The organism is Mesorhizobium sp. M6A.T.Cr.TU.017.01.1.1 (assembly GCF_004023115.1).
Classification (GTDB): domain Bacteria; phylum Pseudomonadota; class Alphaproteobacteria; order Rhizobiales; family Rhizobiaceae; genus Mesorhizobium; species Mesorhizobium mediterraneum.
Window position 1 is genome coordinate 1 of the sequence record NZ_RZTA01000019.1, and the last position, 20,929, is coordinate 20,929.

At 60.8% G+C, this 20,929-nt stretch carries 16 protein-coding genes; 9 read left to right on the forward strand and 7 right to left on the reverse strand.

The features are described 5' to 3' along the window. Nucleotides 1–240: 240 nt before the first annotated feature. Together glgX and EOB36_RS08635 are read left to right on the forward strand one after the other, a co-directional pair. A complete protein-coding gene (gene glgX, locus EOB36_RS08630; protein ID WP_128284669.1) occupies nucleotides 241–2,253 on the forward strand; it encodes a glycogen debranching protein GlgX in 2,013 nt (670 codons plus the stop codon). After that, the gene (locus EOB36_RS08635) at nucleotides 2,253–3,881 is read left to right on the forward strand and encodes an alpha-glucosidase family protein (RefSeq protein WP_095486236.1); all 1,629 of its coding nucleotides are present in this window, start codon (nucleotides 2,253–2,255) and stop codon (nucleotides 3,879–3,881) included. The genes glgX and EOB36_RS08635 overlap by 1 nt, the downstream gene beginning before the upstream one ends. A 16-nt stretch (nucleotides 3,882–3,897) precedes the next feature. On the opposite strand, the gene EOB36_RS08640 is transcribed toward EOB36_RS08635, so the two are convergent. Further along, entirely contained in the window at nucleotides 3,898–5,682 is a 1,785-nt protein-coding gene (locus tag EOB36_RS08640) for a pilus assembly protein TadG-related protein (RefSeq protein ID WP_245467693.1), read from the reverse strand. Beyond that, nucleotides 5,683–6,162 (reverse strand): TadE/TadG family type IV pilus assembly protein, encoded by a 480-nt coding sequence (locus tag EOB36_RS08645; protein ID WP_128284670.1) that lies wholly within the window; start codon nucleotides 6,160–6,162, stop codon nucleotides 5,683–5,685. A gap of 384 nt (nucleotides 6,163–6,546) precedes the next feature. On the opposite strand from EOB36_RS08645, the gene EOB36_RS08650 reads away from it, so the two are divergent. From EOB36_RS08650 to EOB36_RS08665, 4 genes are all read left to right on the forward strand, one after another. Then, on the forward strand, nucleotides 6,547–8,139 hold the full coding sequence (locus EOB36_RS08650) for a peptide ABC transporter substrate-binding protein (protein WP_095486239.1): 1,593 nt from the start codon (nucleotides 6,547–6,549) through the stop codon (nucleotides 8,137–8,139). Between the two features lie 168 nt (nucleotides 8,140–8,307). After that, nucleotides 8,308–9,231, forward strand: coding sequence for an ABC transporter permease subunit (locus tag EOB36_RS08655; protein ID WP_095486240.1), 924 nt, complete (start codon nucleotides 8,308–8,310; stop codon nucleotides 9,229–9,231). Further along, entirely contained in the window at nucleotides 9,224–10,345 is a 1,122-nt protein-coding gene (locus EOB36_RS08660; RefSeq protein ID WP_095486241.1) for an ABC transporter permease subunit, read from the forward strand. Before EOB36_RS08655 ends, EOB36_RS08660 begins: the two co-directional genes overlap by 8 nt. A 1-nt stretch (nucleotide 10,346) precedes the next feature. Next, nucleotides 10,347–11,966, forward strand: a complete 1,620-nt coding sequence (locus EOB36_RS08665) for an ABC transporter ATP-binding protein (protein ID WP_128284671.1) — start codon at nucleotides 10,347–10,349, stop codon at nucleotides 11,964–11,966. 351 nt (nucleotides 11,967–12,317) lie between these two features. On the opposite strand, the gene EOB36_RS08670 is transcribed toward EOB36_RS08665, so the two are convergent. The 5 genes from EOB36_RS08670 to EOB36_RS08690 all read right to left on the reverse strand — a co-directional run bounded on the left by EOB36_RS08670 (nucleotide 12,318) and on the right by EOB36_RS08690 (nucleotide 17,304). Further along, nucleotides 12,318–13,517, reverse strand: coding sequence for a mandelate racemase/muconate lactonizing enzyme family protein (locus EOB36_RS08670; protein WP_128284672.1), 1,200 nt, complete (start codon nucleotides 13,515–13,517; stop codon nucleotides 12,318–12,320). Nucleotides 13,518–13,526: 9 nt separating this feature from the next. Next, nucleotides 13,527–13,853 carry an NIPSNAP family protein gene (locus EOB36_RS08675; RefSeq protein ID WP_126103151.1) on the reverse strand — a complete coding sequence of 109 codons (327 nt, stop codon included), beginning with the start codon at nucleotides 13,851–13,853 and terminating at the stop codon, nucleotides 13,527–13,529. A 102-nt stretch (nucleotides 13,854–13,955) separates the two neighbouring features. Next, a complete protein-coding gene (locus tag EOB36_RS08680) occupies nucleotides 13,956–15,314 on the reverse strand; it encodes a mandelate racemase/muconate lactonizing enzyme family protein (RefSeq protein ID WP_128284673.1) in 1,359 nt (452 codons plus the stop codon). 59 nt (nucleotides 15,315–15,373) lie between these two features. Further along, nucleotides 15,374–16,540, reverse strand: coding sequence for a mandelate racemase/muconate lactonizing enzyme family protein (locus tag EOB36_RS08685; RefSeq protein WP_128284674.1), 1,167 nt, complete (start codon nucleotides 16,538–16,540; stop codon nucleotides 15,374–15,376). A gap of 53 nt (nucleotides 16,541–16,593) precedes the next feature. Continuing rightward, on the reverse strand, nucleotides 16,594–17,304 hold the full coding sequence (locus EOB36_RS08690) for a GntR family transcriptional regulator (RefSeq protein ID WP_126107207.1): 711 nt from the start codon (nucleotides 17,302–17,304) through the stop codon (nucleotides 16,594–16,596). A gap of 213 nt (nucleotides 17,305–17,517) precedes the next feature. Here EOB36_RS08690 and EOB36_RS08695 point away from each other — a divergent pair, with 213 nt between their 5' ends. From EOB36_RS08695 to EOB36_RS08705, 3 genes are all read left to right on the forward strand, one after another. Then, nucleotides 17,518–18,996 carry a sugar ABC transporter substrate-binding protein gene (locus EOB36_RS08695; RefSeq protein ID WP_126103148.1) on the forward strand — a complete coding sequence of 493 codons (1,479 nt, stop codon included), beginning with the start codon at nucleotides 17,518–17,520 and terminating at the stop codon, nucleotides 18,994–18,996. Between the two features lie 76 nt (nucleotides 18,997–19,072). Next, a complete protein-coding gene (locus EOB36_RS08700; protein ID WP_126103147.1) occupies nucleotides 19,073–20,032 on the forward strand; it encodes a sugar ABC transporter permease in 960 nt (319 codons plus the stop codon). Further along, entirely contained in the window at nucleotides 20,029–20,919 is an 891-nt protein-coding gene (locus EOB36_RS08705) for a carbohydrate ABC transporter permease (RefSeq protein ID WP_126103146.1), read from the forward strand. Before EOB36_RS08700 ends, EOB36_RS08705 begins: the two co-directional genes overlap by 4 nt. The last annotated feature ends 10 nt before the right edge of the window (nucleotides 20,920–20,929 follow it).

Here is a 20,929-nt window from a genome sequence, read left to right on the forward strand (position 1 = left end):
TACTGGCCGCCTGCGCTTACAATCTGCGCACCATGATTGGCGTCCTCTATCCACCCGATGAGAGGCGGACATGAGGGAGGAGTGCGTCCACAATCCGGCAGGATGGCTGCCTAAACCGACAAAGGCCCCGCAAGGGCCGCGGAAAACCGCTCTGCCGGCCTTCAAAAAGGCCCTCACTGACCACCGAAATCCACTTCGCTCCCCGTGCAAAGCCCTCACAAGGGGAGAAGGGCTCGCCGCATGAGCCAGCTCGGCGCTACCATTACCCCCGAAGGTATCCGCTTCGCCGCATGGTCGTCTGCGGCCAGCCGGCTCTGGGTCTCGATCTTTGACGAACGGGGAAACCGCGAGATCGACCGGCTCGAACTCCGGTCGGAAGGCGAGGGCGTTCACGCGCTTTTCGTTGCCGGCCTCGCTGCCGGCACCCGATACGGCTTTCGCGCCGATGGCGACTATGCGCCCGAGCGAGGGCTCTGGTTTGATCCCGACAAGCTGCTGGTCGACCCCTATGCCGTCGAGATCGACAGGCCGTATGTCTATGACGACCGGCTCGCCGCTCGCCGGGGCGAGGGGACCGACACCGCCCCGCTGCTGTCGAAGGCGATTGCCGGCGCCTTGGCAGAGCCGCTGGCTGCTTTGCCGCCGCTGTTCCAGCCCGGTGGACTGGTCTACGAAGTGCCGGTGCGAGCCTTCACCATGTTGCATCCGGACATCCCGAAGCAGCAGCGCGGCACGATTGCCGCCCTTGCCCATCCGGCCGTCGTCGAGCACTTGAAAAAACTCGGGGTCGGCGCGGTCGAATTGATGCCGGTGACGGCGTCGATCGACGAACGACATCTGCCGCCACTCGGGCTCCGCAACGCCTGGGGCTACAATCCCGTGACCTTCATGACGCTCGATCCGCGCCTCGCGCCCGGCGGTCTCGCGGAATTGCGGCAGACGGTCGCCGCACTGCGTGAGGCCGGCATCGGTGTTATCCTCGACTTGGTCTTCAACCACACCGGCGAAAGCGACAGGTTTGGACCGACGCTGTCGCTGCGGGGCCTCGACAGCCGCGCCTACTACCGGCATTGGCCGGACGGCAGCTTGGCTAACGACACCGGCACCGGCAATACGGTCGCTTGCGATCATCCGGTCGTCCAGGAAATGGTCCTCGACACGCTTCGTCATTTTGTCCGCCATGCCGGCGTCGACGGTTTCCGTTTCGATCTGGCGCCCATTCTAGGGCGGGTCGAGGGCGTTTTCGACACCGATGCGCCGTTGCTGAGAGCTGTTCGGAACGACCCGGTTCTTGGCGACAGGGTGCTGATCGCCGAGCCTTGGGATATCGGGCCGGACGGCTATCAGCTCGGCAACTTCCCGCCGCCTTTCCTCGAGTGGAACGACAGATATCGCGACGATATCCGCCGCTTCTGGCGTGGCGATCGCGGCATGATCGGCGCGCTGGCAACGCGGCTCGCCGGCTCGTCCGATGTCTTTGCCAAAGCGGGAGAGCGAACAAGCCGCAGCGTCAACTTCATCGCCGCGCATGATGGCATGGCGCTGGCCGATATCGTTGCCTACGAGCACAAGCATAACGAGGCCAATGGCGAGCAGAACAGAGATGGCCACAACGAGAACCTGTCGTGGAACAACGGCGTCGAAGGCGAAGCCGGCGATGAGGCCATCGCCAAGGCCCGCTTTGATGATCAATGCGCGCTGCTGGCGACGCTGTTTGCCTCGCGTGGAACGATCATGCTGACCGCAGGCGACGAATTCGGCCGCACGCAAAAGGGCAACAACAACGCCTATGCGCAGGACAACGAAATCACCTGGCTCGACTGGGCCGGCCGTGACCAGACGCTGGAGCATTATGCCTCTGGACTTGCCGCGATGCGTCGCGCCGCGCCGGCACTTTCCGACACGCGCTTCCTGACCGGAGAGCCGCGGCCCGGGTCGGAAGTACCGGATGTTGCCTGGCCGACCGAGACCGGGGCGCCAGTCGATGAGAGAAGCTGGCAGAACCCTGAGCGGCATCGCCTGGCCATGGTGCTCGGCGGCACTGGCGACGGGGGCTGCCGTCTTGCGGTCGTCGTCAATGGCGATCGTCGGGCCTGTATGTTCACGCTACCGGAGCGCGAGGGATTTTTCTGGGGCCCGGCCATGGAAACATCGGCTGGCGCTTTCGACATCTCGCAGCCGGTGCCTGGGCGAACGGTCGTTTTCATGATCGAGCGCAAGGTCGGGCCGGCCCGCATCGAGGAGAACCCATGATGGCTGATGACAATGCCGAGTGGTGGCGCGGCTGCGTCATCTATCAGATCTACCCGCGCTCCTTCCAGGACACGACGGGGGACGGCGGCGGCGATCTGCGTGGCATTGCCTCAAGGCTGGCTCATGTTGCATCGCTTGGCGTCGACGCCATCTGGCTGTCGCCCATCTTCAAATCCCCGATGGCCGATATGGGCTACGACGTGTCCGACTATACAGCCGTCGATCCGATGTTCGGCACGTCGGAGGAATTCGACGCGGTGGTCGCCGAGGCGCACCGTCTCGGCCTGAAAGTCATCATCGACCAGGTCCTGTCGCATTCGTCCGATCGGCATGAATGGTTCGTCGAAAGCCGCTCAAGCCGCGATAACCCCAAGGCCGACTGGTATGTCTGGGCCGATCCGAGGCCTGACGGCACCGCGCCCAACAACTGGCTGTCGGTCTTCGGCGGCCCTGCCTGGGAGTGGGATGCGACCCGCAGGCAATATTACATGCACAATTTCCTCGCCTCGCAGCCGGACCTGAATTTCCACAATCCGGAGGTTCAGGACGCCTTGCTGGAGACGGTGCGGTTCTGGCTGGAGCGCGGCGTCGACGGTTTCCGGCTGGATACGGTCAACTACTACGTCCATGACCGCTGGCTGCGCAGCAACCCGCCGCTGGCATCGAGCGTCGCCGGCACCAACACCGAAACCAATCCCTACCTCTACCAGGAGCATCTGTTCGACAAGACGCAGCCTGAAAACCTCGCTTTCCTCAGGCGTTTTCGGGCGCTACTCGATGGATATGAGGGTCGCGCCGCTGTCGGTGAGGTCGGCGACGAGGACCGTTCATTGCAGACGCTCGCCGCCTACACCGCCGACGGCGACAAGCTTGACATGTGCTACACTTTCGACCTGCTCGGTCCGCAATTCTCGGCAGCACACGTACGTGGCTGCGTCGAGGCCTTCGAGCGCGCAGTGTCCGACGGCTGGGTCTGCTGGGCGTTTTCCAACCACGACGTCGTTCGCCACGTGACGCGCTGGACAAGACCCCACGGCGATCCGGAGAGGGTCGCAAAATTCTCGATCGCGCTGCTGTCATGCCTGCGTGGATCGATCTGCCTCTATCAGGGTGAGGAGCTTGGGTTGGAGGAGGCGAAACTGGCGTTCGAGGATCTGCGCGACCCCTACGGCATCCGCTTCTGGCCCGGGTTCAAGGGCAGGGATGGATGCCGCACGCCGATGGTCTGGGAGAAAGGCGCCGAGAATGCCGGTTTTTCCACCGGCAGGCCGTGGCTTCCGGTGCCGGATAGCCATCGCGCCCGCGCGGTTGATGTCCAAAACGGCGAGGAGAAGTCGGTTCTAGCCAGCTACCGGGCGATGCTCGCCTTGCGCAAGCAGCATGTGGCCCTGGTACAGGGCTCGATCCGGTTTCTCGATGCAGAGGGTGATGTCCTTGCCTTCATTCGTGAAGGCGGCGGCGAGAAGCTGCTCTGCGTCTTCAATTTCGCCGACGCGCCGGCCAACTGGCCGTTGGCGCCGGATGTAGATGTTGCAGAGACAATCGATCTTGGCGGCACTGGGGCCGCCTTGCAGAGCAAAATTCTGTCGCTGCCGCCGCTGGGCTGCTTCCTCGGGCGAGCCGGCTGACCTTCCTACCTGGCCGTCATTGAACGAGCACGGAGCGCCCGCAAGTCGCGCCCAAGACCCGGACATCGGCCTCGCCGACACGCACGCCCAGTGCCGCAAGCACGTTATAAACCAATTCGTCGACAGGTGCAGTCACACCGTTCAGCAGCGCCACAATTGCTGGCTTCACCGTTCCAAGCAGCGCGGTTACATCAAGCCCGAGGCTCAGCGCACTGACCGAAAGCGACAAATTGTTGACCAGCGACGTGGTAAGAGATTGCGTCAGGTTTTTCGTGGAAGCGGTCTTTATCGTCTTGTTTGCGATTTCGGTGCTGTTGAAGGTCAATGCCGTCGGCTCGGTGTTGGTGATCTCGAAGGCCGCAGAGCCATTCACGCCGATCAGATTTAGGGTGAGAAACAGAAGCTTCACGCTGACCTGCGCGATTTCGGCATTTTGAAACGACTGTGGGTTGCTGAAATCGGCGAAGGCGGAGGGGCTGTTGTCGGCATCGCTGGCGCCAAGGTGCAGCGATGCTAGGCTCGGCCGTGCGGCAATGGAAACCTTCAAACTGTCGGGATGCCCCGTCGGGCAGCTGATGTCGGTCAGCTTGGCTTCGGCAGAGGCCACCTCGACATGCAGCGGCAGTTTGACGGCCAGGAGGCTGATGCCGCCACCGAGAGTCGCATTGCTGCCGCCGACCGACGCCACCAGCTTGATCCGTGTCTGCGCCGTACGCACCACGGCGCCCTTCTCGCCAATTGTCAGCCATGGCGAGAATTGCGCAGGTTCGCCGATGGCAACGGCAAGCGTGGTGGAGACAAGCCCCGGAATCGTGGCTCCGAGATTGAGCTCGACCTGCTTCGAGCCGTTGGCCAGCGCGGCGGCGGTGGTCAGTATGCCCATGGCGCTAGCGTCGACCGAAAAACCGGCCGACTGTTGCCCGAGGCCCAGTTGGCCAATTGATCCAAGGTCGACAAGATGATTGAGCGGTATCTTGACCGTGCTGGTGGTCCTTGAGGCGATTGTCTGCAAAGCAAGCTTGCTGGTGCTGCCAACGGGTGAAACGTCAGCCATGGCCGTCGCTATCTGGCCCACCGTAGCTTTCGAAGCCAACACCTCCGAATAGCTGACACCTGTCAGCTGCAACTGAACGGCAAGTGCGTCAAAGAACGAAAGCAGGTTGACGTCGGCAGCGATCAGAGCGTTGTAGTCCATGACGCTGAGCGAAATGTTGCCGCCCAGGAGGCCGCTGAGAAGCGAGTTCAGGATGCCGCCATTGACGCTGAGAAGCCTGGACCCGACCGAAAACATCGCCTGCGGCGCTATGCTGGCAACGGCTTGGGTACCGATCACCGGAGTCGCGATAAGCGAACTCGCGAAATAGCGGGCGGGTATCTTTTGCAGGGCGACATGGACGGCGTTGTAGGGCGTCTTGCCGGCCTCGAAGCGCTTGTCGATGCCGAGCGACGACTCTGGTGAATATCGACCGGCGGTGACCGACACAATGGTCTTTCCGAGAGTAGGAACGATTGCATGTCCTGCCTTCTGAACAACGATACCCGGCATCCCGTTATCGCCGAGCGTTGTCACCACCGCGGCCTCAATGTTGTTGATGTTTGAGGCGGCCGTGATTGCCGCCAGATCGGTTATTGTCTGGGCCTCCCGGCGCTCCACATAGATCGAACCTTCATCGATGGCGAAGGCAGCCAGCGCCAGCGCGAACGGAGCGCACAGCGCCGTCATGACGGTGAAGTTCGCCTTCGAGTCGCCAAGCATCGAGCGGGCGACCCGGCCGATCCTCCCCAGCAAAAGTTCCGACATTCAGATGCCCCCGACCCGTATTGTCGACTTGCGTGAGATCGTGCTTCCCGGCATGGGCAGCGCCGGGAATAGATTCCAGACGGGCAGGTTGCTGGCATCGTATTGGATGGAGACCACGAACTGTTTTCCGTCGGCCGTGCTGTCTTTAGCCTGATAGGTCAGCTTGTCGGAATCGACAAAGGGATATCCACTGGCGTTGTTGTTGACGAAGCTGGTCACCAGCGCCTGGCGCTCGGTTTCGTTCAGCCCGGCAATTGCCGTGCGTGCGGCATCCGCCGCGATCTGCTGCACGGAGTTGCTTGCACCAAAATAGATACCATATGCAACCATGCCGAGCAAAAGCAGGATGAAAATGGGCGAAAGCAGTGCAAACTCGATTGCAGAGGTGCCGGAATTTTCTCTACATAGACGCCAGATTATTCTTAAGTGGAGTGTTTTTTGGCACTCTGTGGCGGCTGCCTTACTTTCTGTGCTGTTCATACCCTTTGCCCGTTGGGAAATGTGTGAGATCTATCGAAGCCCATCGTGCAATGTAACCCATGGTTGCTTAAAGGCGGCTTAAGACATTTCGACAAAGTGGAATCGACGACAGGTTTCTTGCCGGAAACGAAAATCTCGAAGTGAGAAAACGCTGCCAAGCCTATGGTTTCAATTACTGTTCTATCGGCCACGAGGTAGCTCTCGGCGCGCCTTACTTTGGGTGACCCCTAGAGCCTGTTGAAATAAAAATTCTCCACGTTACTGTCTGGCCACCAGCTGCCGGAAAGGGAACCGGCGGCGCGCTCAAAGGGGCCATCTGATCGGTTTCGGGGCGTCAACACTCAAGAGGCGTAGCTGTAGGGCCGTCTCGACAGGGAGAACTTCATGCTGAAAAATATGCTGAAGGCGACGGTATTCGCCACAACCATGACGTTGGCCGCGGGCACGTTCTACGCGCCGGCTTTCGCCGAGGTCGTCTATAACAGAGGCAGCGCCGCCGAAGTGGAGTCGGTCGACCCGCACAAGACCTCGACAGTCTACGAAGCCAATGTTTTGCGTGACCTGTTCCAGGGACTGGTCATGCAAGATCAAAAGGCGAATGTCATTCCGGGCGCCGCCGAGAGCTGGACGGTATCGGACGACGGCACCGTCTATACCTTCAAGCTGCGCAAGGACGGCGTCTGGTCGGACGGCAGCCCGGTGACGGCAGATGACTTCGTCTACTCTTTCCAGCGGCTGGAAGACCCGGCCACCGGCGCCGAATATGCCTCGATGCTCTATCCCGTGAAGAACGCCGAGGAGGTGAACACCAAGAAGGCCAAGCCCGAGGAGATGGGCGTCAAGGCAATTGACGCAAGTACCCTGGAAGTTACGCTGAAGGCGCCCACGCCCTACTTCCTCGAAATGCTGACCCACCAGGCGGCCTATCCGGTCAACAAGGCTTCCATCGAAAAGCTTGGCGCAGATTGGATCAAGCCGGGCAACCTGGTCTCCAACGGCGCCTTTACGCTGGCGGAGTGGGTTCCCAACGACCACATCAAACTGGTCAAGAATCCGAAATTCTGGGATGCTGCGACCGTCAAGATCGACACCGTCAACGTTATCCCGACCGAAGACCGCTCGTCGGCGATGAAGCGCTTCGAGGCCGGCGAACTCGACAGCTACGACGATCTCCCGACCGAACAGCTCGCCGATCTCAAGGCCAAGTTTGGCGATCAAATCCGCGTCGGGCCGTATCTCGGCACCTACTATTATGCGATCAAGACCGACAAGGCCCCATGGGATAATGTCGAGCTGCGCAACGCCATCTCCATGGCAATCGACCGCGACTTCATTGCCGAAAAGGTCTGGCAGAACTCGATGCTGCCCGGTTATTCGATGGTGCCTCCGGGCATCGAGGGTTACACGCCGGCAATGGCCAAGTATGCTGAGATGTCGCAAATCGACCGCGAGGACGAAGCCAAGAAGGTGCTTGAGAAGCTTGGCTACACGCCCGAGAATCCGCTGAAGATGGAAATCCGCTACAACACTTCGGAAAACCACAAGAACACCGCGGTCGCCATCCAGGAACAGTTGAAGCCGCTCGGCATCGAAATCACGTTGCTCAACACCGACACCAAGACCCACTACTCCTTCCTGGAGCAGAAGGGCGACTATGACGTCGCGCGTGCCGCCTGGATTGCGGACTACAAGGATCCGGAAACCTTCCTCGGCATCACCCGCAAGGCCAGTGGCAACAACTATTCGGTCTACAATAGCCCGAAATACGAGGAGGCCATGGACAAGGCGGCAGCCGCCGGCGGCAAGCCCGAAGAGCGCATGAAGGAACTCGCCAAGGCCGAGCGCATCCTCGTCGATGAGGTCGGCAACATCCCGCTTCTCTACTATAGTTATCACGATATCGTTTCTCCGAAGCTTCATGGCTTCGAGGACAACGTCATGGACGTGCATCCGTCGCGCTTCATCTCCAAGGACTGATTTTCCTTGGCCGAACTGCCGCTCTTTTGCAGCGCCGCGCGTCCTTCGGGACGCGCAAAGGACGCTGTAACGCTTTGATTTTGCGCATGGCCCCTTCCGAACCTTCGGTTCGGTTCGGGGTCATGAGTTAGGGCGGCGGTTCCGGTTTGCTAGCAAAGCGGGGAACCGATGCTGCGTTACGTATTTCGGCGGCTCCTGACCGCCATTCCGACGCTGTTCGTCATCGTGACGATGGCGTTCTTCCTGATACGCGTCGCGCCGGGCGGGCCATTCAATCAGGAGCGGGGCCTGAGTCCGGAGATCAAGGCCAATCTTGAAGCGCAGTTTGGCCTGAACGATCCGCTCTGGCTGCAATATGTCCACTATCTCGGCAATCTGCTGCGCGGCAATTTCGGGCCGAGCTACAACATGCCGGATTTCACCGTCACCGAATTGTTTGCCAAGGGGCTGCCCATTTCGATTCAGATCGGCGCCTCGGCCCTGATCCTGGCGCTGCTGCTCGGCAGTCTCCTCGGCACCATTGCCGCGCTCAATCAGAACAAGCTTGCCGACTATTCGGTGATTGCGCTGGCTGCCGCTGGCAGCACTATCCCGACCTTCGTCATCGCACCAGTGATCCAGCTTTTGTTCGGTCTGACCTGGAAGCTGCTGCCGATCGGCGGCTGGGGGGATGGCGCTCTCCTCAACAAGGTCGGGCCTGTGCTGACCCTCGCTTTGCCGCAGATCGCCATCGTCGCCCGCCTGATGCGCGGCTCGATGATCGAATCGTTGCGCTCGCACCACATCCGCACCGCACGCGCGCTCGGTCTGTCGGACTGGTCGGTGGTCGTCAAGCATGCGCTGCGCGGCGCCATTCTGCCGATCGTCTCCTTCACCGGCCCGGCGGCGGCGGCATTGCTCACCGGCTCGATCATCGTCGAGACGATTTTCGCCGTTCCCGGCATCGGCCGCTATTTCGTCGAGGCTGCGCTCAACCGCGACTACACGCTGGTCATGGGCACCGTGGTGGTCATCGCTCTGTTCACCATCGTCTTCAACCTGATCGTCGACATCATGTACGCCTTCGTCGATCCGAGAGTGCGCTATGACTGACATCGCAGCCACCGTTCCGGCCGTCGTCGGCCGCTCCTTGTGGGCCGATGCCTGGGCGCGCCTCAAGGCCAATCGCGCCGCCATGTTCAGCCTGTATTATCTTGCCTTCATCGCGCTCCTCAGCGTGTTCGGGCCCTCTTTGGTGCCGCATCGATACACCACCATCTACGCCGACTATGTGCGCACGCCGCCGAGCTTCTCGGCCTATCCGAAGGCCGACAAGATCGAAACGGCGCTCAATGAGGCGATCAAGCGTATGCGTGTCGACATCAAGGAGTGGCGGCAGGAAGACAATCGCATCTTCGTCACCGTCACATCTTCCAAGCCGATCGACGACCGCAATGTCCGCTACCTCGACCGTTCCGATGCCTTCGACAACACGAAGATCGAGAGCAAATCGCCTGACGGCCTTGAAGCGGTGATGAGCGCTTCGATCAGGCAGCAGTATTTCCTGTTCGGCACCGACAATACCGGCCGCGATCTCCTGTCGCGGACGCTGATGGCCGGGCGCATCTCGCTGGCCATCGGCCTGCTCGCCGGGGTCGTCGCCGGCGTCATCGGCGTGCTCTATGGCGCTACTGCCGGCCTTGCCGGCGGCAAGGTCGACGAGGTGATGATGCGCATCGTCGATGTGCTTTATTCGCTGCCGTTCATCTTCTTCGTCATCATGCTGGTGGTCTTCTTCGGCCGGAACTTCGTGCTGATGTTCCTTGCGGTCGGCGCCGTGCTCTGGCTCGACATGGCGCGCATCGTGCGCGGTCAGGCGCTGTCGATCCGGCGGCAGGAATATGTCCAGGCGGCGGAGGCGATGGGCATCGGCCAGCGCGGCATCCTGATCCGCCACGTCATTCCCAACCTGCTTGGCCCAGTGGTCATCTACATGACGCTGCTGGTGCCGCATGTCATCATCCTGGAGAGTTTCCTGTCCTTCCTCGGGCTTGGCGTGCAGGAACCGATGACCAGCTGGGGCGTACTGATCTCGACCGGCGCCAAGAACATCGGCACCGCCAACTGGCTGCTCTTGTTCCCTGCCTTCTTTCTCGTCTCGACGCTGTTCGCGCTGAACTTCGTTGGCGACGGCCTGCGCGATGCGCTCGACCCTAGGGATCGTTGAGATGGACGCTTCCGAAACGATCCTCAACGTTAAAGACCTTCGCGTCCGCTTTCGAACGCTCGACGGCGTGGTCGAGGCGGTCAAGGGCATCAACATCCACGTCAATGCAGGCGAAACCGTCGCCGTGGTCGGTGAATCCGGGTCCGGCAAGAGCCAGACGATGATGGCAGCGATGAGCCTGCTGGCCTCGAACGGCGAGGCGACAGGCGTCGTCGACTATCGCGGCCGCAACCTTTTAACCCTAAGCAAGCCCGAGTTGAACAAGGTCCGCGGCCGCAAGATCAGCATGATCTTCCAGGAGCCGATGACCTCGCTCGATCCGCTCTATTCGATCGGCAATCAGCTGATCGAACCGATCCGCCGGCATCGCGGGCTTAGTGCGGCGCAAGCACGCGAAGAGGCGCTCAAGCTCTTGCGGCTGGTTCATATTCCCGATCCCGAAAGGCGGATGAAATCCTACCCGCATGAAATGTCGGGTGGCCAGCGACAGCGGGTCATGATCGCCATGGCGCTGGCCAACGATCCCGACATACTGATCGCAGACGAACCGACGACGGCGCTCGACGTGACGATCCAGGCGCAGATCCTCATGCTGCTCGCCGAGCTGCAGCGCAAGCTCGGCATGGCGATCGTCTTCATCACCCATGATCTCGGCATCGTCCGGCGCTTTGCCGACCGCGTCTACGTCATGCGCTACGGCGAAGTCGTAGAGGAGGGCGAGGCGGAAGCGATCTTCGTCAACCCGCAGCATGCCTACACCAAGATGCTGCTGGCCGCCGAGCCGACCGGAACCAAAGCGCCGCCGCCGCCAAACGCGCCTGTCCTGCTCGAAGGCAGGAATGTCGAAGTGAACTTCAAGATCGGCGGCGGGTTTCTTGCCGGAGAGCCGCTGGTGCTGCGCGCGGTCGATCACATTTCGATCCGGCTGCAGCGGAACCAGACCATTGGCATCGTCGGCGAATCCGGTTCGGGAAAATCGACGCTCGGTCGGGCTTTGCTGCGGCTCCTGCCAAGCGATGGCCTCATCCGCTTTGGCGATCGCGATATTTCCGCCGCCGACCGTCAGGCCATGCGGCCGCTGCGGCGTGAATTGCAGCTCGTCTTCCAGGACCCGTTCGGTTCGCTGTCGCCGCGCATGACCGTCGGCCAGGTCATCACCGAAGGACTTCTGGTGCATGAGCCGACCCTGTCGGGCAAGCAACGCGATCTGCGCGCGGTCGAGGCCTTGCGCGAGGTCGGGCTCGATCCGAATGCGCGCAATCGTTATCCGCACGAATTCTCCGGCGGCCAGCGCCAGCGCATCGCCATCGCGCGCGCGATGATCCTCAAGCCCAAGGTGGTCGTCCTCGACGAGCCGACCTCGGCGCTCGACCGCTCCGTCCAAAAGCAGATCGTCGAGCTGCTGCGCAAGCTGCAGGCTGACCATGAATTGTCTTACCTGTTCATCAGCCACGATCTCGCCGTCGTGCGCGCCATGGCCGACTACATCATCGTCATGAAGCAGGGCAAGATCGTCGAGGAAGGGCCGACCGAGGCGATCTTCAGCAATCCGCAAGCTACCTACACACAGACGCTGATGGCCGCAGCCATCGACGTCACACGGTTTCGCTTAAGCGCGTAACGCGATCAGTCAGGCCTGCAGCGGAGGGAGATTTTTTCGGGAGCAAAACAGCCAACCACTGGCCGTTCCGGGAGAAGGGAGACAGTTCATTCCGGCTAGGTGATTAGTATCAAGTCTGACCACACAAACCCTGAAGAGTGGGACCCACGTGATTGACCTTTCGGGACCAACGCCGACAAAAGCGTAAATGCGCAATGGGGATAAACCACGCATGCTTTGAGCTTGCATTCCAGACAGAGCACCCGCCTGATTTGCGCGACAGTTGGCTGTTGTTAACGAACATCCAGCGCAGGTCGATGTAGGAAAACGTCGCTAGTCGGGTCGAGCGCGGCAGATGCCGGCGAGAATGGTTCAGTCGAAGAAGCCCGCGTCCTCTTCCCTGAGGTACTTCCTGGTTGCTTCGGCGTCGATATCGAGGCCCAGCCCCGGCGCTTCCAGCAGGTCCACCATGCTGTCCTTCACGATCTGCGACGGCAGGCCAATGACGATGTCGCTCCACCACGGGTCCGAAGCGCTGGGATATTCGAAAGCCACGTAGTTGGCGGGCAAGGTGGCGCAGACATTGATCAACGCGCCGAGGCCGAGCAGGCCGTTCGCCGTGCCGTGCGGCGCCATCAGGATCGAGTGCATATGGGCGTGCTCGGCTACCCATTTGAGCTCGGCGATGCCACCGATATCGGCCGGGTCCGGACCGATGATACGGACCGCCTGCGTTTCGATCAGCTCCTTGAAATTATGGCGCAGGTAGATCTGCTCGCCGGTATGGATTGGCGTCGAGGTGGAGGTGGTCAGCTCCCGATAGGCCTGCGGATTGACCCACGGCACATAGTCGCCAGTCAGCATGTCCTCGAGCCACATCAAATTGTACTTCTCGACCGCGCGAGCAAACTTGATCGCATCGGGCAGCATCCAGCCCGGGCCGCAGTCGAGCGCCAGGCTGACCTCGTCGCCCAGCACTTCCTTCATCGCGATCACGCAGTCGAGCATGTGATTGAAACCGCGCTCGCTGATCACGCCTTGATCCATGGCACCGTGATAGCCGGCCTTCTTCTGCGTCACGCCGTAATGGAAGCCCTCAATGGTGTCCTTCATGTTGGAGTGGAACGAGATTCCTTGCTTGATCATGAAGAAGTTCTGCGGCTGCTCCATCATCCATTTGACATCAGCGGCGTAATCCTCCGGCCGGTCGCCCGTGCGTTTCTGGCGGATCGAGCCGTTGTAGACGCGCACCTTGTCGCGCACTTTGCCGCCGAGCAGTTTGTAGGCCGGCACGCCTGCAGCCTTGCCGGCAATGTCCCATAGCGCATGCTCGATAGCGCTCACCGCCGCGCCATAGGGCTTGAAAGAGCCGCGTTGGCGGATCTTCAGCATCACCCGCTCGACGTCGGTCGGGTCTTCGCCGATCAGCGCCTCGCGAAAATGCAGGACCCAGGGCTTGAGGTAGGGCTTGGTGTACTCGACCTCGCCCAGGCCATAGAGGCCCTCGTCGGTGACGACGCGAACGATGGGGTGCTTGCCGATGACGGCACAGCGGAGATCGGTGATCTTCATGGCGCAGTCCTATTTCACAGACGAGAAAGCTGTCGGCGTGAGCATCTGGCTGCTGATATTGGCAATGATCTGCCCGTCGCGCTCAGACTCGTCCCGGGCTCTGTGCCATGCCGGATCGGTGACGAAAGCCGCCCATTTCGCCTCACGCTCGGCCAGCGATTCCCAGGCGAGGAAATAGGTGAGGCGATTGCTGTTTTCGCCGATCGCCGTGGTGAAAAACCCGGCTTGGCGGATGCCATGCCTCTCCCAGATGGCCAGCGTTTGGTCGGAAAAGCGCTTGAGCAAAGCCGGCAGCCTGCCCGGCAGGCAGTCATAGATACGCAGTTCGTAGATCATGGTTTCGTCCGTTTCTTTCTTCGCCTCTCCCTTGGGAGAGGTCGACACGAATGGTCGGTCGTTGGCCCTGTGAGCCTGGGGGAATGAGGGAAGGGGTCTGGGCTAACTCCAGGTCCGGTCCCAGCTATATTCATTGTCCCAATGCTCGGTGGATTGCCATATCCCCGTGACCCCCGGTTGCAGGTGCAGCGAGATTACCTCGTCGACTACGTCGTCAATCCCCAGGCCCGGCTTGTCCAGAACAGTGATAAAGCCGTCCTTGACGAGCGGCTTGGGAACGCCGGTGACGATATCGTCCCACCAGTCGACATCGGCGGAGTGATATTCGAGCGCCATGAAGTTTTCGGTCGCGGTCGCGACATGCGCCGCAGCCATTGCCGCGATTGGACTTTCCGCCATATGGATCGCCATGGCGACACCATGGTCCTGTGCCGCGTCGCCGATCTTCTTGGTCTCGAGGATGCCGCCGGTGGTCAGCAAGTCCGGATGGATGACCGAGATGCCTGAGTTGAGCAGCGGCTCGAAGCCTTCCTTGAGATAGATGTCCTCACCCGTGCAGATCGGCACGGACGTAGCCTGCTGCAACTGCCGATACTGCTCGGTGTACTGCCAGGGGATCACGTCCTCGAGCCAGGCCGGTGCATATTTCTCGATCCGCCGGGCGAGACGGATGCCATCCTGCAGCGAGATGTGGCCGACATGGTCGATGGCGAGCGGGACCTCGTAGCCGATCACCTCGCGGACCTCGTGGATATATTGATCGAGCAGGTCGATGCCCTTTTCGGTGAAGTGGAGGCCGGTGAAGGGATGCGGCACGTTCTGCGCGTCATAGGCGGCATTGCGCGCCCGGCGTTCGTCCAACGTGCGTGCCCGGCCGCGGCTGGCATGCGTGCGGAAACCGTCGAGCACGCCAGCCGGCGCGACCACCGCGCCCGGGATATGGGAGATCTGCGCCAGCCCCAGATCCATCTTGAGGAACGTGAAGCCGAGTTCCATGCGCTGCTTGAGGCGCTTGCCGGTCTCGGTGCCACTTGGCTTGTCGGCGTCGGTGTCGCAATAGACACGCACCTTGTCGCGGAACCGTCCCCCGAGCATCTGGTAGATCGGCACGCCATAGGCCTTGCCGGCGAGATCCCACAGCGCGATTTCGACCGCCGAGACGCCGCCGCCTTGCCGGCCATGGCCACCAAATTGCTTGATGCGGCGGAACAGTCGGTCAATGTCACAGGGATTCTCGCCGAGCAACCGGCTCTTCAGCATCAGCGCATAGGTGGCGCTAGCGCCGTCACGCACTTCGCCCAGGCCGACAATGCCCTGGTTGGTGTAGATCTTGATGAGCGCCGAGGTGAACGGCGCACCGACGATTTCGGCTACCCGCATGTCGGTGATGCGAAGGTCGGACGGCTTGGAGTTCGCGTTCACCCGATTGAGCGCCTCGTCGGCGCCACCCGTCTTTGGCATGGCTTGTCCTCGTTCTAGGTCAGCGGAGCTTGCCGCCCCGCACGCTGAGCATCGAGTTGCTAGTCCAGCTCGATCTCGTGGGCCTGCAGGTAGTCGCGGTCCATCTCAATGCCGAGACCGGGCCTCGACGTCAGCTTCAGGCTGCCATTCGAAACGTCGAGTGGTCTGTCGATGAGGTGATCGTATTTGCCCAGGTTCCACTCCGACGTTTCGAGCTTGTAGAAGTTGGGAACGGTCATCATCACCTGCGCTCCCGCAACCACGTTGATCGGCCCAGCTGCGTCATGCGGCGAGACCGGGATGTAGTAGGCTTCGCATAGGGCGGAAATCTTCTTGAATTCGGTAATGCCGCCGGTCCAGGTCACATCAGGCATGATGTAGTCAGCGAGCTTGTTCTCGAGTACCGGCACGAAATCCCATTTCGTATGGCCGCGCTCGCCCCACGAGATCGCGGCACTGACCTTCTCACGCACCTGCTTGAGTGCGTTAAGGCTCTCGGGCGGACAGGGCTCCTCAAACCAGTCGATCTGGCCGGCTTCCTCCAGGCTCCGACATAGGCGAATGGCGGTGGGAACGTCGAAGCGGCCATGCGCGTCGATGAGAATGTCGACATCAGGCCCCGCCGTTTCGCGGATCAGCGCCGTGAGTTCGGCCGCTTCGCGCTCGTCCTTGCGGGTCATGCTGCCATCGAGGTAACCGTCCCGCTGTTCGCGGGACAGCCCATCGGCGGTGCGGCCCTGGTGGGGGAAAGGATCGAACTTGAGCGCTGTGTGTCCGGACTCGACGATGTCCAAAATTTCGCGGACCACAGCCTCCTTGCTGGTGAATTTGGCCTGGTTAGGATGGGTGTAGAGTGCGATTTCATCGCGCACCGGTCCGCCTAGCAGCTCGTAGATCGGCTTACCGAGGACTTTGCCCCGGATATCCCAGAGGGCTATATCGATGGCGCTCACGCATTCGACGGCGGCGCCGCGGCTGCCCATGTAGGTGAAGCTGCGGAAAATCTTGTGCCAGAGACGCTCGATATGAGCTGGATTCTCGCCTGTCACGGCGATGCCGATCTGCCGCAGGATCGTGCACAGGGCGCGGTTGGCGAGCCTTGTGGTTGTCGTGATCTCTCCCCAGCCGCTCACCCCTTCGTCGGTCGTCACCTCGACGAAAAGGAACTCTCCCCAATAGGAAGCATCGGACTTGATCAGCCACGGCCGAATGCTCGTGATTTTCATCTCAACTACCTTTTTCGAAATGGTCGGGCTAACGATGTTCTGGACTGGACATTCTATCCGGCCCGAGCGGCGTTGCGCGCTCGCATCTGTTCGAGAATATGCCGGCCCGAACCCTCGACATGGCGAGAAACGAGTTCGGCCGCCTTGTCGGCCTCTCCCGCCTTTACGAGCGCGATGAGTTCGCGGTGCTCGCGAATGATCGCGGCACGCCGTGCAAGCGTGAAGTTGAAACGCCGGCTCACGGCTCGCAGCACTTCGCGATGCTTCCACCAAAGTTCGGCGGCATGGCGGTTATAGTGCCGCTGGTACATCACGGTGTGGAAAGCCGTATCCAGCTCGCTGTGCCTGAACGTGTCGGCGAAGTTGTTCTCTTCGATCAGGCCTTGGAGACGTTCGAGCTCGGCGATGTCCTCGCCGGTCGCCATATTCACAAACCATCGCGTCAAGGCCGGCTCGATCAGAACACCGATTTCATAGATATCCCGCACAAAATCCTGATCTATAGGTCGGACGCGCGCCCCGCGGTTGGGGAGAAATATGACAAAACCCTCCCCGCGCAAGAGCTGCAGGGCCTCGCGCACGGGGTTGGTCGAGGTGCCATGACGCCGGGCGAGATCGGTGACCACAAGCCGTTCGTTGGCGGCGAGCCGTCCTTCGATGATGTCTTCCCTAATCAGTTCGTAAACTGAGGCGCCCTCGCTGGAGGCCCCTATGGGGTCAATCTCCACCGGTGGCTTGGCTTTAAAATCACTTATTTCGGCCAATGCCGGCTCCCCTATTTCAGTACATACTCTGCCCGATATCACACACGGTTTCCACAAACAATGTACGATCCTATGCGTTGACAGGCAATCCACGATCTGAAAACGTACAAGGTGATCGAAGGGATACATAGAATAGGGAGGCGTCCCACGGTCGTACGAGCTAAGCCGCTTTGCCTCGGCGCAGGGCGGCATGGAGAACCAGGGAGGATACCTATGACGAGGATTACGCTCGGCAGTGCGGTCCTGCGCGGCACTGTCGCCACTGCTTTGATGGCATCGCTGATGTCCACATCGGCACTCGGTGCGCCGCCGGTCGACCTGAGCAAGTGGTCGCCGGAATATGTGCGCTCCATTGCCGGCACACAGGATTTTGACACGGCAGCCGATTGCGCCAAGGTCACCCCGCTCGACTACAAGGGGCGACTGACTTTCTGGTATCAGGGCGTGTTCGAGGGCGACCCCGACCTCCTGCGCCAGTACTACAAGGAATTCTTCGAGACCTTCCGCAAGACCTATCCGAACATCCAGCTCGAGGAACAAGCCCTCACCTATAACGACCTTCTTGACAAGTTCCGCACGGCGCTCCTGGGCAATGCCGCGCCGATGGCGGTCCGCCTGCAAATCCTGGGTGGTACCGAGTTCGCGTCAAAGGGCTACCTGGAACCGCTCAAACCCGAGGATGTCGGCTATTCGACCGATGATTTCTGGCCCGGCGCCATGAAGGCTGTAACCTGGGAGGACGTAACCTACGGCATTCCGACCAACAACGAGACGATGGCGTTCATCTGGAACGCCGACATCTTCAAGCGGGCGGGCCTCGATCCGGACAAGCCACCGGCAACCTGGGACGACGTCGTCAAATATTCCAAGCAGATCCACGACAAGCTCGGCATTGCCGGCTATGGCCTCGTGGCTCGCAAGAATGCCGGCAATACGCCGTACCGTTTCATGCCACAGCTATGGGCTTATGGCGGCGGAGTCTTCGACGAAGCAACCGCGAACCCGACCTATGAGGAGGTCGAGCTCAATAGCCCGCAGAGCAAGGCGGCGCTGCAAGCCTCCTACGACATGTACGTTCGCGACAAGTCGGTTCCGGTTTCGGCACTCACCAACCAGCAGGCCGATAACCAGCCCCTGTTCGTCGCCGGCCAGCTTGGCATGATGATCTCGCACCCGTCCGACTACGACGTGATGCTCGACCTGCAGAAGAAGGCGACGGGCACCGACAAGGACAAGGCGCAGACCGTCATCGACAACATGCGCTACGGCCTGATTCCGACTGGCCCCGACGGCAAGCGCGCCGTCGTCTTCGGCGGCTCGAACATTCACATCCTGAAGCCCGAATATGTCGAGGGCGGCAAGGTAGACGAGCCGGCTGCAAAGGCTATCATCTGCATGTGGACGAGCCCTGAATGGTCGCTGAAGATGGCCTACGCCGGCTCGAACCCGGGCAATCTTAACGGCTTCAAGACCAAATGGATGAAGGAACGTCTGGACAACATCGAGTTCCTCGATGTGACGACCTCGATGCTACCATATGGCATCCCGTTCCCAGCGCTGCCGCAGTCCCCCGAGATCATGAACATCATCGTCCCGGACATGCTGCAGAATGCCCTGACCGGAGCGATGACCGTCGACCAGGCAGCGGACGACGCGGCCCAGAGGGTCAAAGACCTGATGGGCGGACTCTAGTCCAAGCCTGACCTGGATCTGGCCGGCTGCGCCGATAGTGCAGCCGGCTCGTTCCGAAGAACGAGGGCACGCCACAGTGACGATCGTGACCGGCAAGGCCGAGGCTCGCCGAATATTGCAACCCGGTAAATCCGGCCTGTTGCGGAAGATATGGGAGCATCGCGCCGACTACGCGTACGTGCTCCCTGCGATCGCCGTGATGCTCATCGTCATCGCCTATCCGATCTACTACACGATCGAACTGTCGTTCTTTAAGACGCCGCCCGGCCTACAGCTCCGCGACAAGACCTTTATCGGCTTCGACAACTACACGACCATCCTCGCCAGTCGTGTGTTCTGGAAAGTCACCTGGAACACTCTGATCTGGACACTGGGATCCACTTTCATCTCCTTTGTCCTGGGGTTTGCCGCCGCGCTGGCGCTCCACCGCGATTTTATCGGCCGTGGTGTCCTGCGCGCTATCCTGATCGTTCCCTGGGTCATCAGCGCGGTCGCCGCCTCCTATATCTGGAGGTGGATCTACCATTCGGACTTCGGGATCATCGGCGCAGTGCTGGTCGGCCTCGGATTGGCCGACCGGCCGCCGAATTTCATCGACAGCGTTAGCACGGTGCTGCCATCCCTGATCGTCGTCAATATCTGGCGCGAGTTTCCGTTTGCCATGATCATGATGATGGCCGGCCTGCAGACAGTCCCCGAACAGTTGCTGAGCGCTGCAAAAGTCGACGGAGCCAGTGCATGGCAGCGCTTCTGGCACGTCACCTTCCCGCATTTGCGCAACGTCTCGACAGTGACGATCCTGCTGCTCGCGGTGGCCAACTTCAATTCCTTCATCATCCCCTGGATCATGACCGGCGGCGGGCCGTCGAACGCATCGCATATCTGGATCACCCACATTTATGAGCTCGCCTTCGGCCGACAACTCTGGGGCGTGGCATCGGCCTATTCGGTGCTCCTGTTCCTCATCCTGATGACGCTGGGCTACTTCTACGTCCGTGCGCTAAGCGGCAACGAGCGGAAAGAAGGGAGCGCATGAGCACGATTGTCGAGACAGCCCCTCGAGGTCAGACCCGGCGCCGCATGCGTGTCGACGGATGGCGGTGGGCCGGGCGCATCTTTCTCGTTTTCATGCTGCTTTACACCGCGTTGCCGATGATCTGGATGCTGATCACTTCGATCAAGTCCGGGTTCGCGGCGATGCAATTTCCCCCGCAATGGTGGCCGGACCAGCCTACCCTCGCCAGCTATCAAAAGCTGCTCGATCCGCAGAACAGCGTCGGTCAGGACTTCCTCCGCTTCTTCTGGAACAGCCTTTTCGTCTCGACCGTCACGACAATCCTTTCGGTGATCGTGGCTGTCCCTGCGGCCTACGCGTTTTCGCGCTTCAGTTTCCCCGGCCGAAACTTCCTGTTCTTCTCGGTGCTGCTGCGCAACATGTTCCCGGCGGTGATCTTTCTCGTGCCGCTCTTTATCCTGATGCGCGTGCTGGGGCTGGTGAACACGCATGGCTCGCTGATCCTCACCTATCTCACCTTCGGCCTGCCGCTGGCGATCTGGCTGCTCAAGGGCTTTTACGACAACATCCCGGTGCAGCTTGAGCAGGCGGCGCGCATCGATGGGGCAACGCGGTTCCAGGCCTTCATCCTGATCGTGATGCCGCTCTCGACGCCGGGAATCATTGCCACCGCGATCTATTCCTTCATCGGCGCGTGGAACGAGTACATCTACGCCTACACTTTCCTCTCCAAGAACGAACAGCTGACACTGCCGGTCGGCATCCAGCGCTTCTTCTCGGAAAATACGACGGACTTTCCGGGCCTGATGGCGGCCAGCTTTATGATGAGCGTGCCCGTCGTGGTGCTGTTCCTCGTCCTGCAACGATACTTCGTACGCGCCCTCACAGAAGGCGCGGTCAAGCATTAGGGAGTTGCCG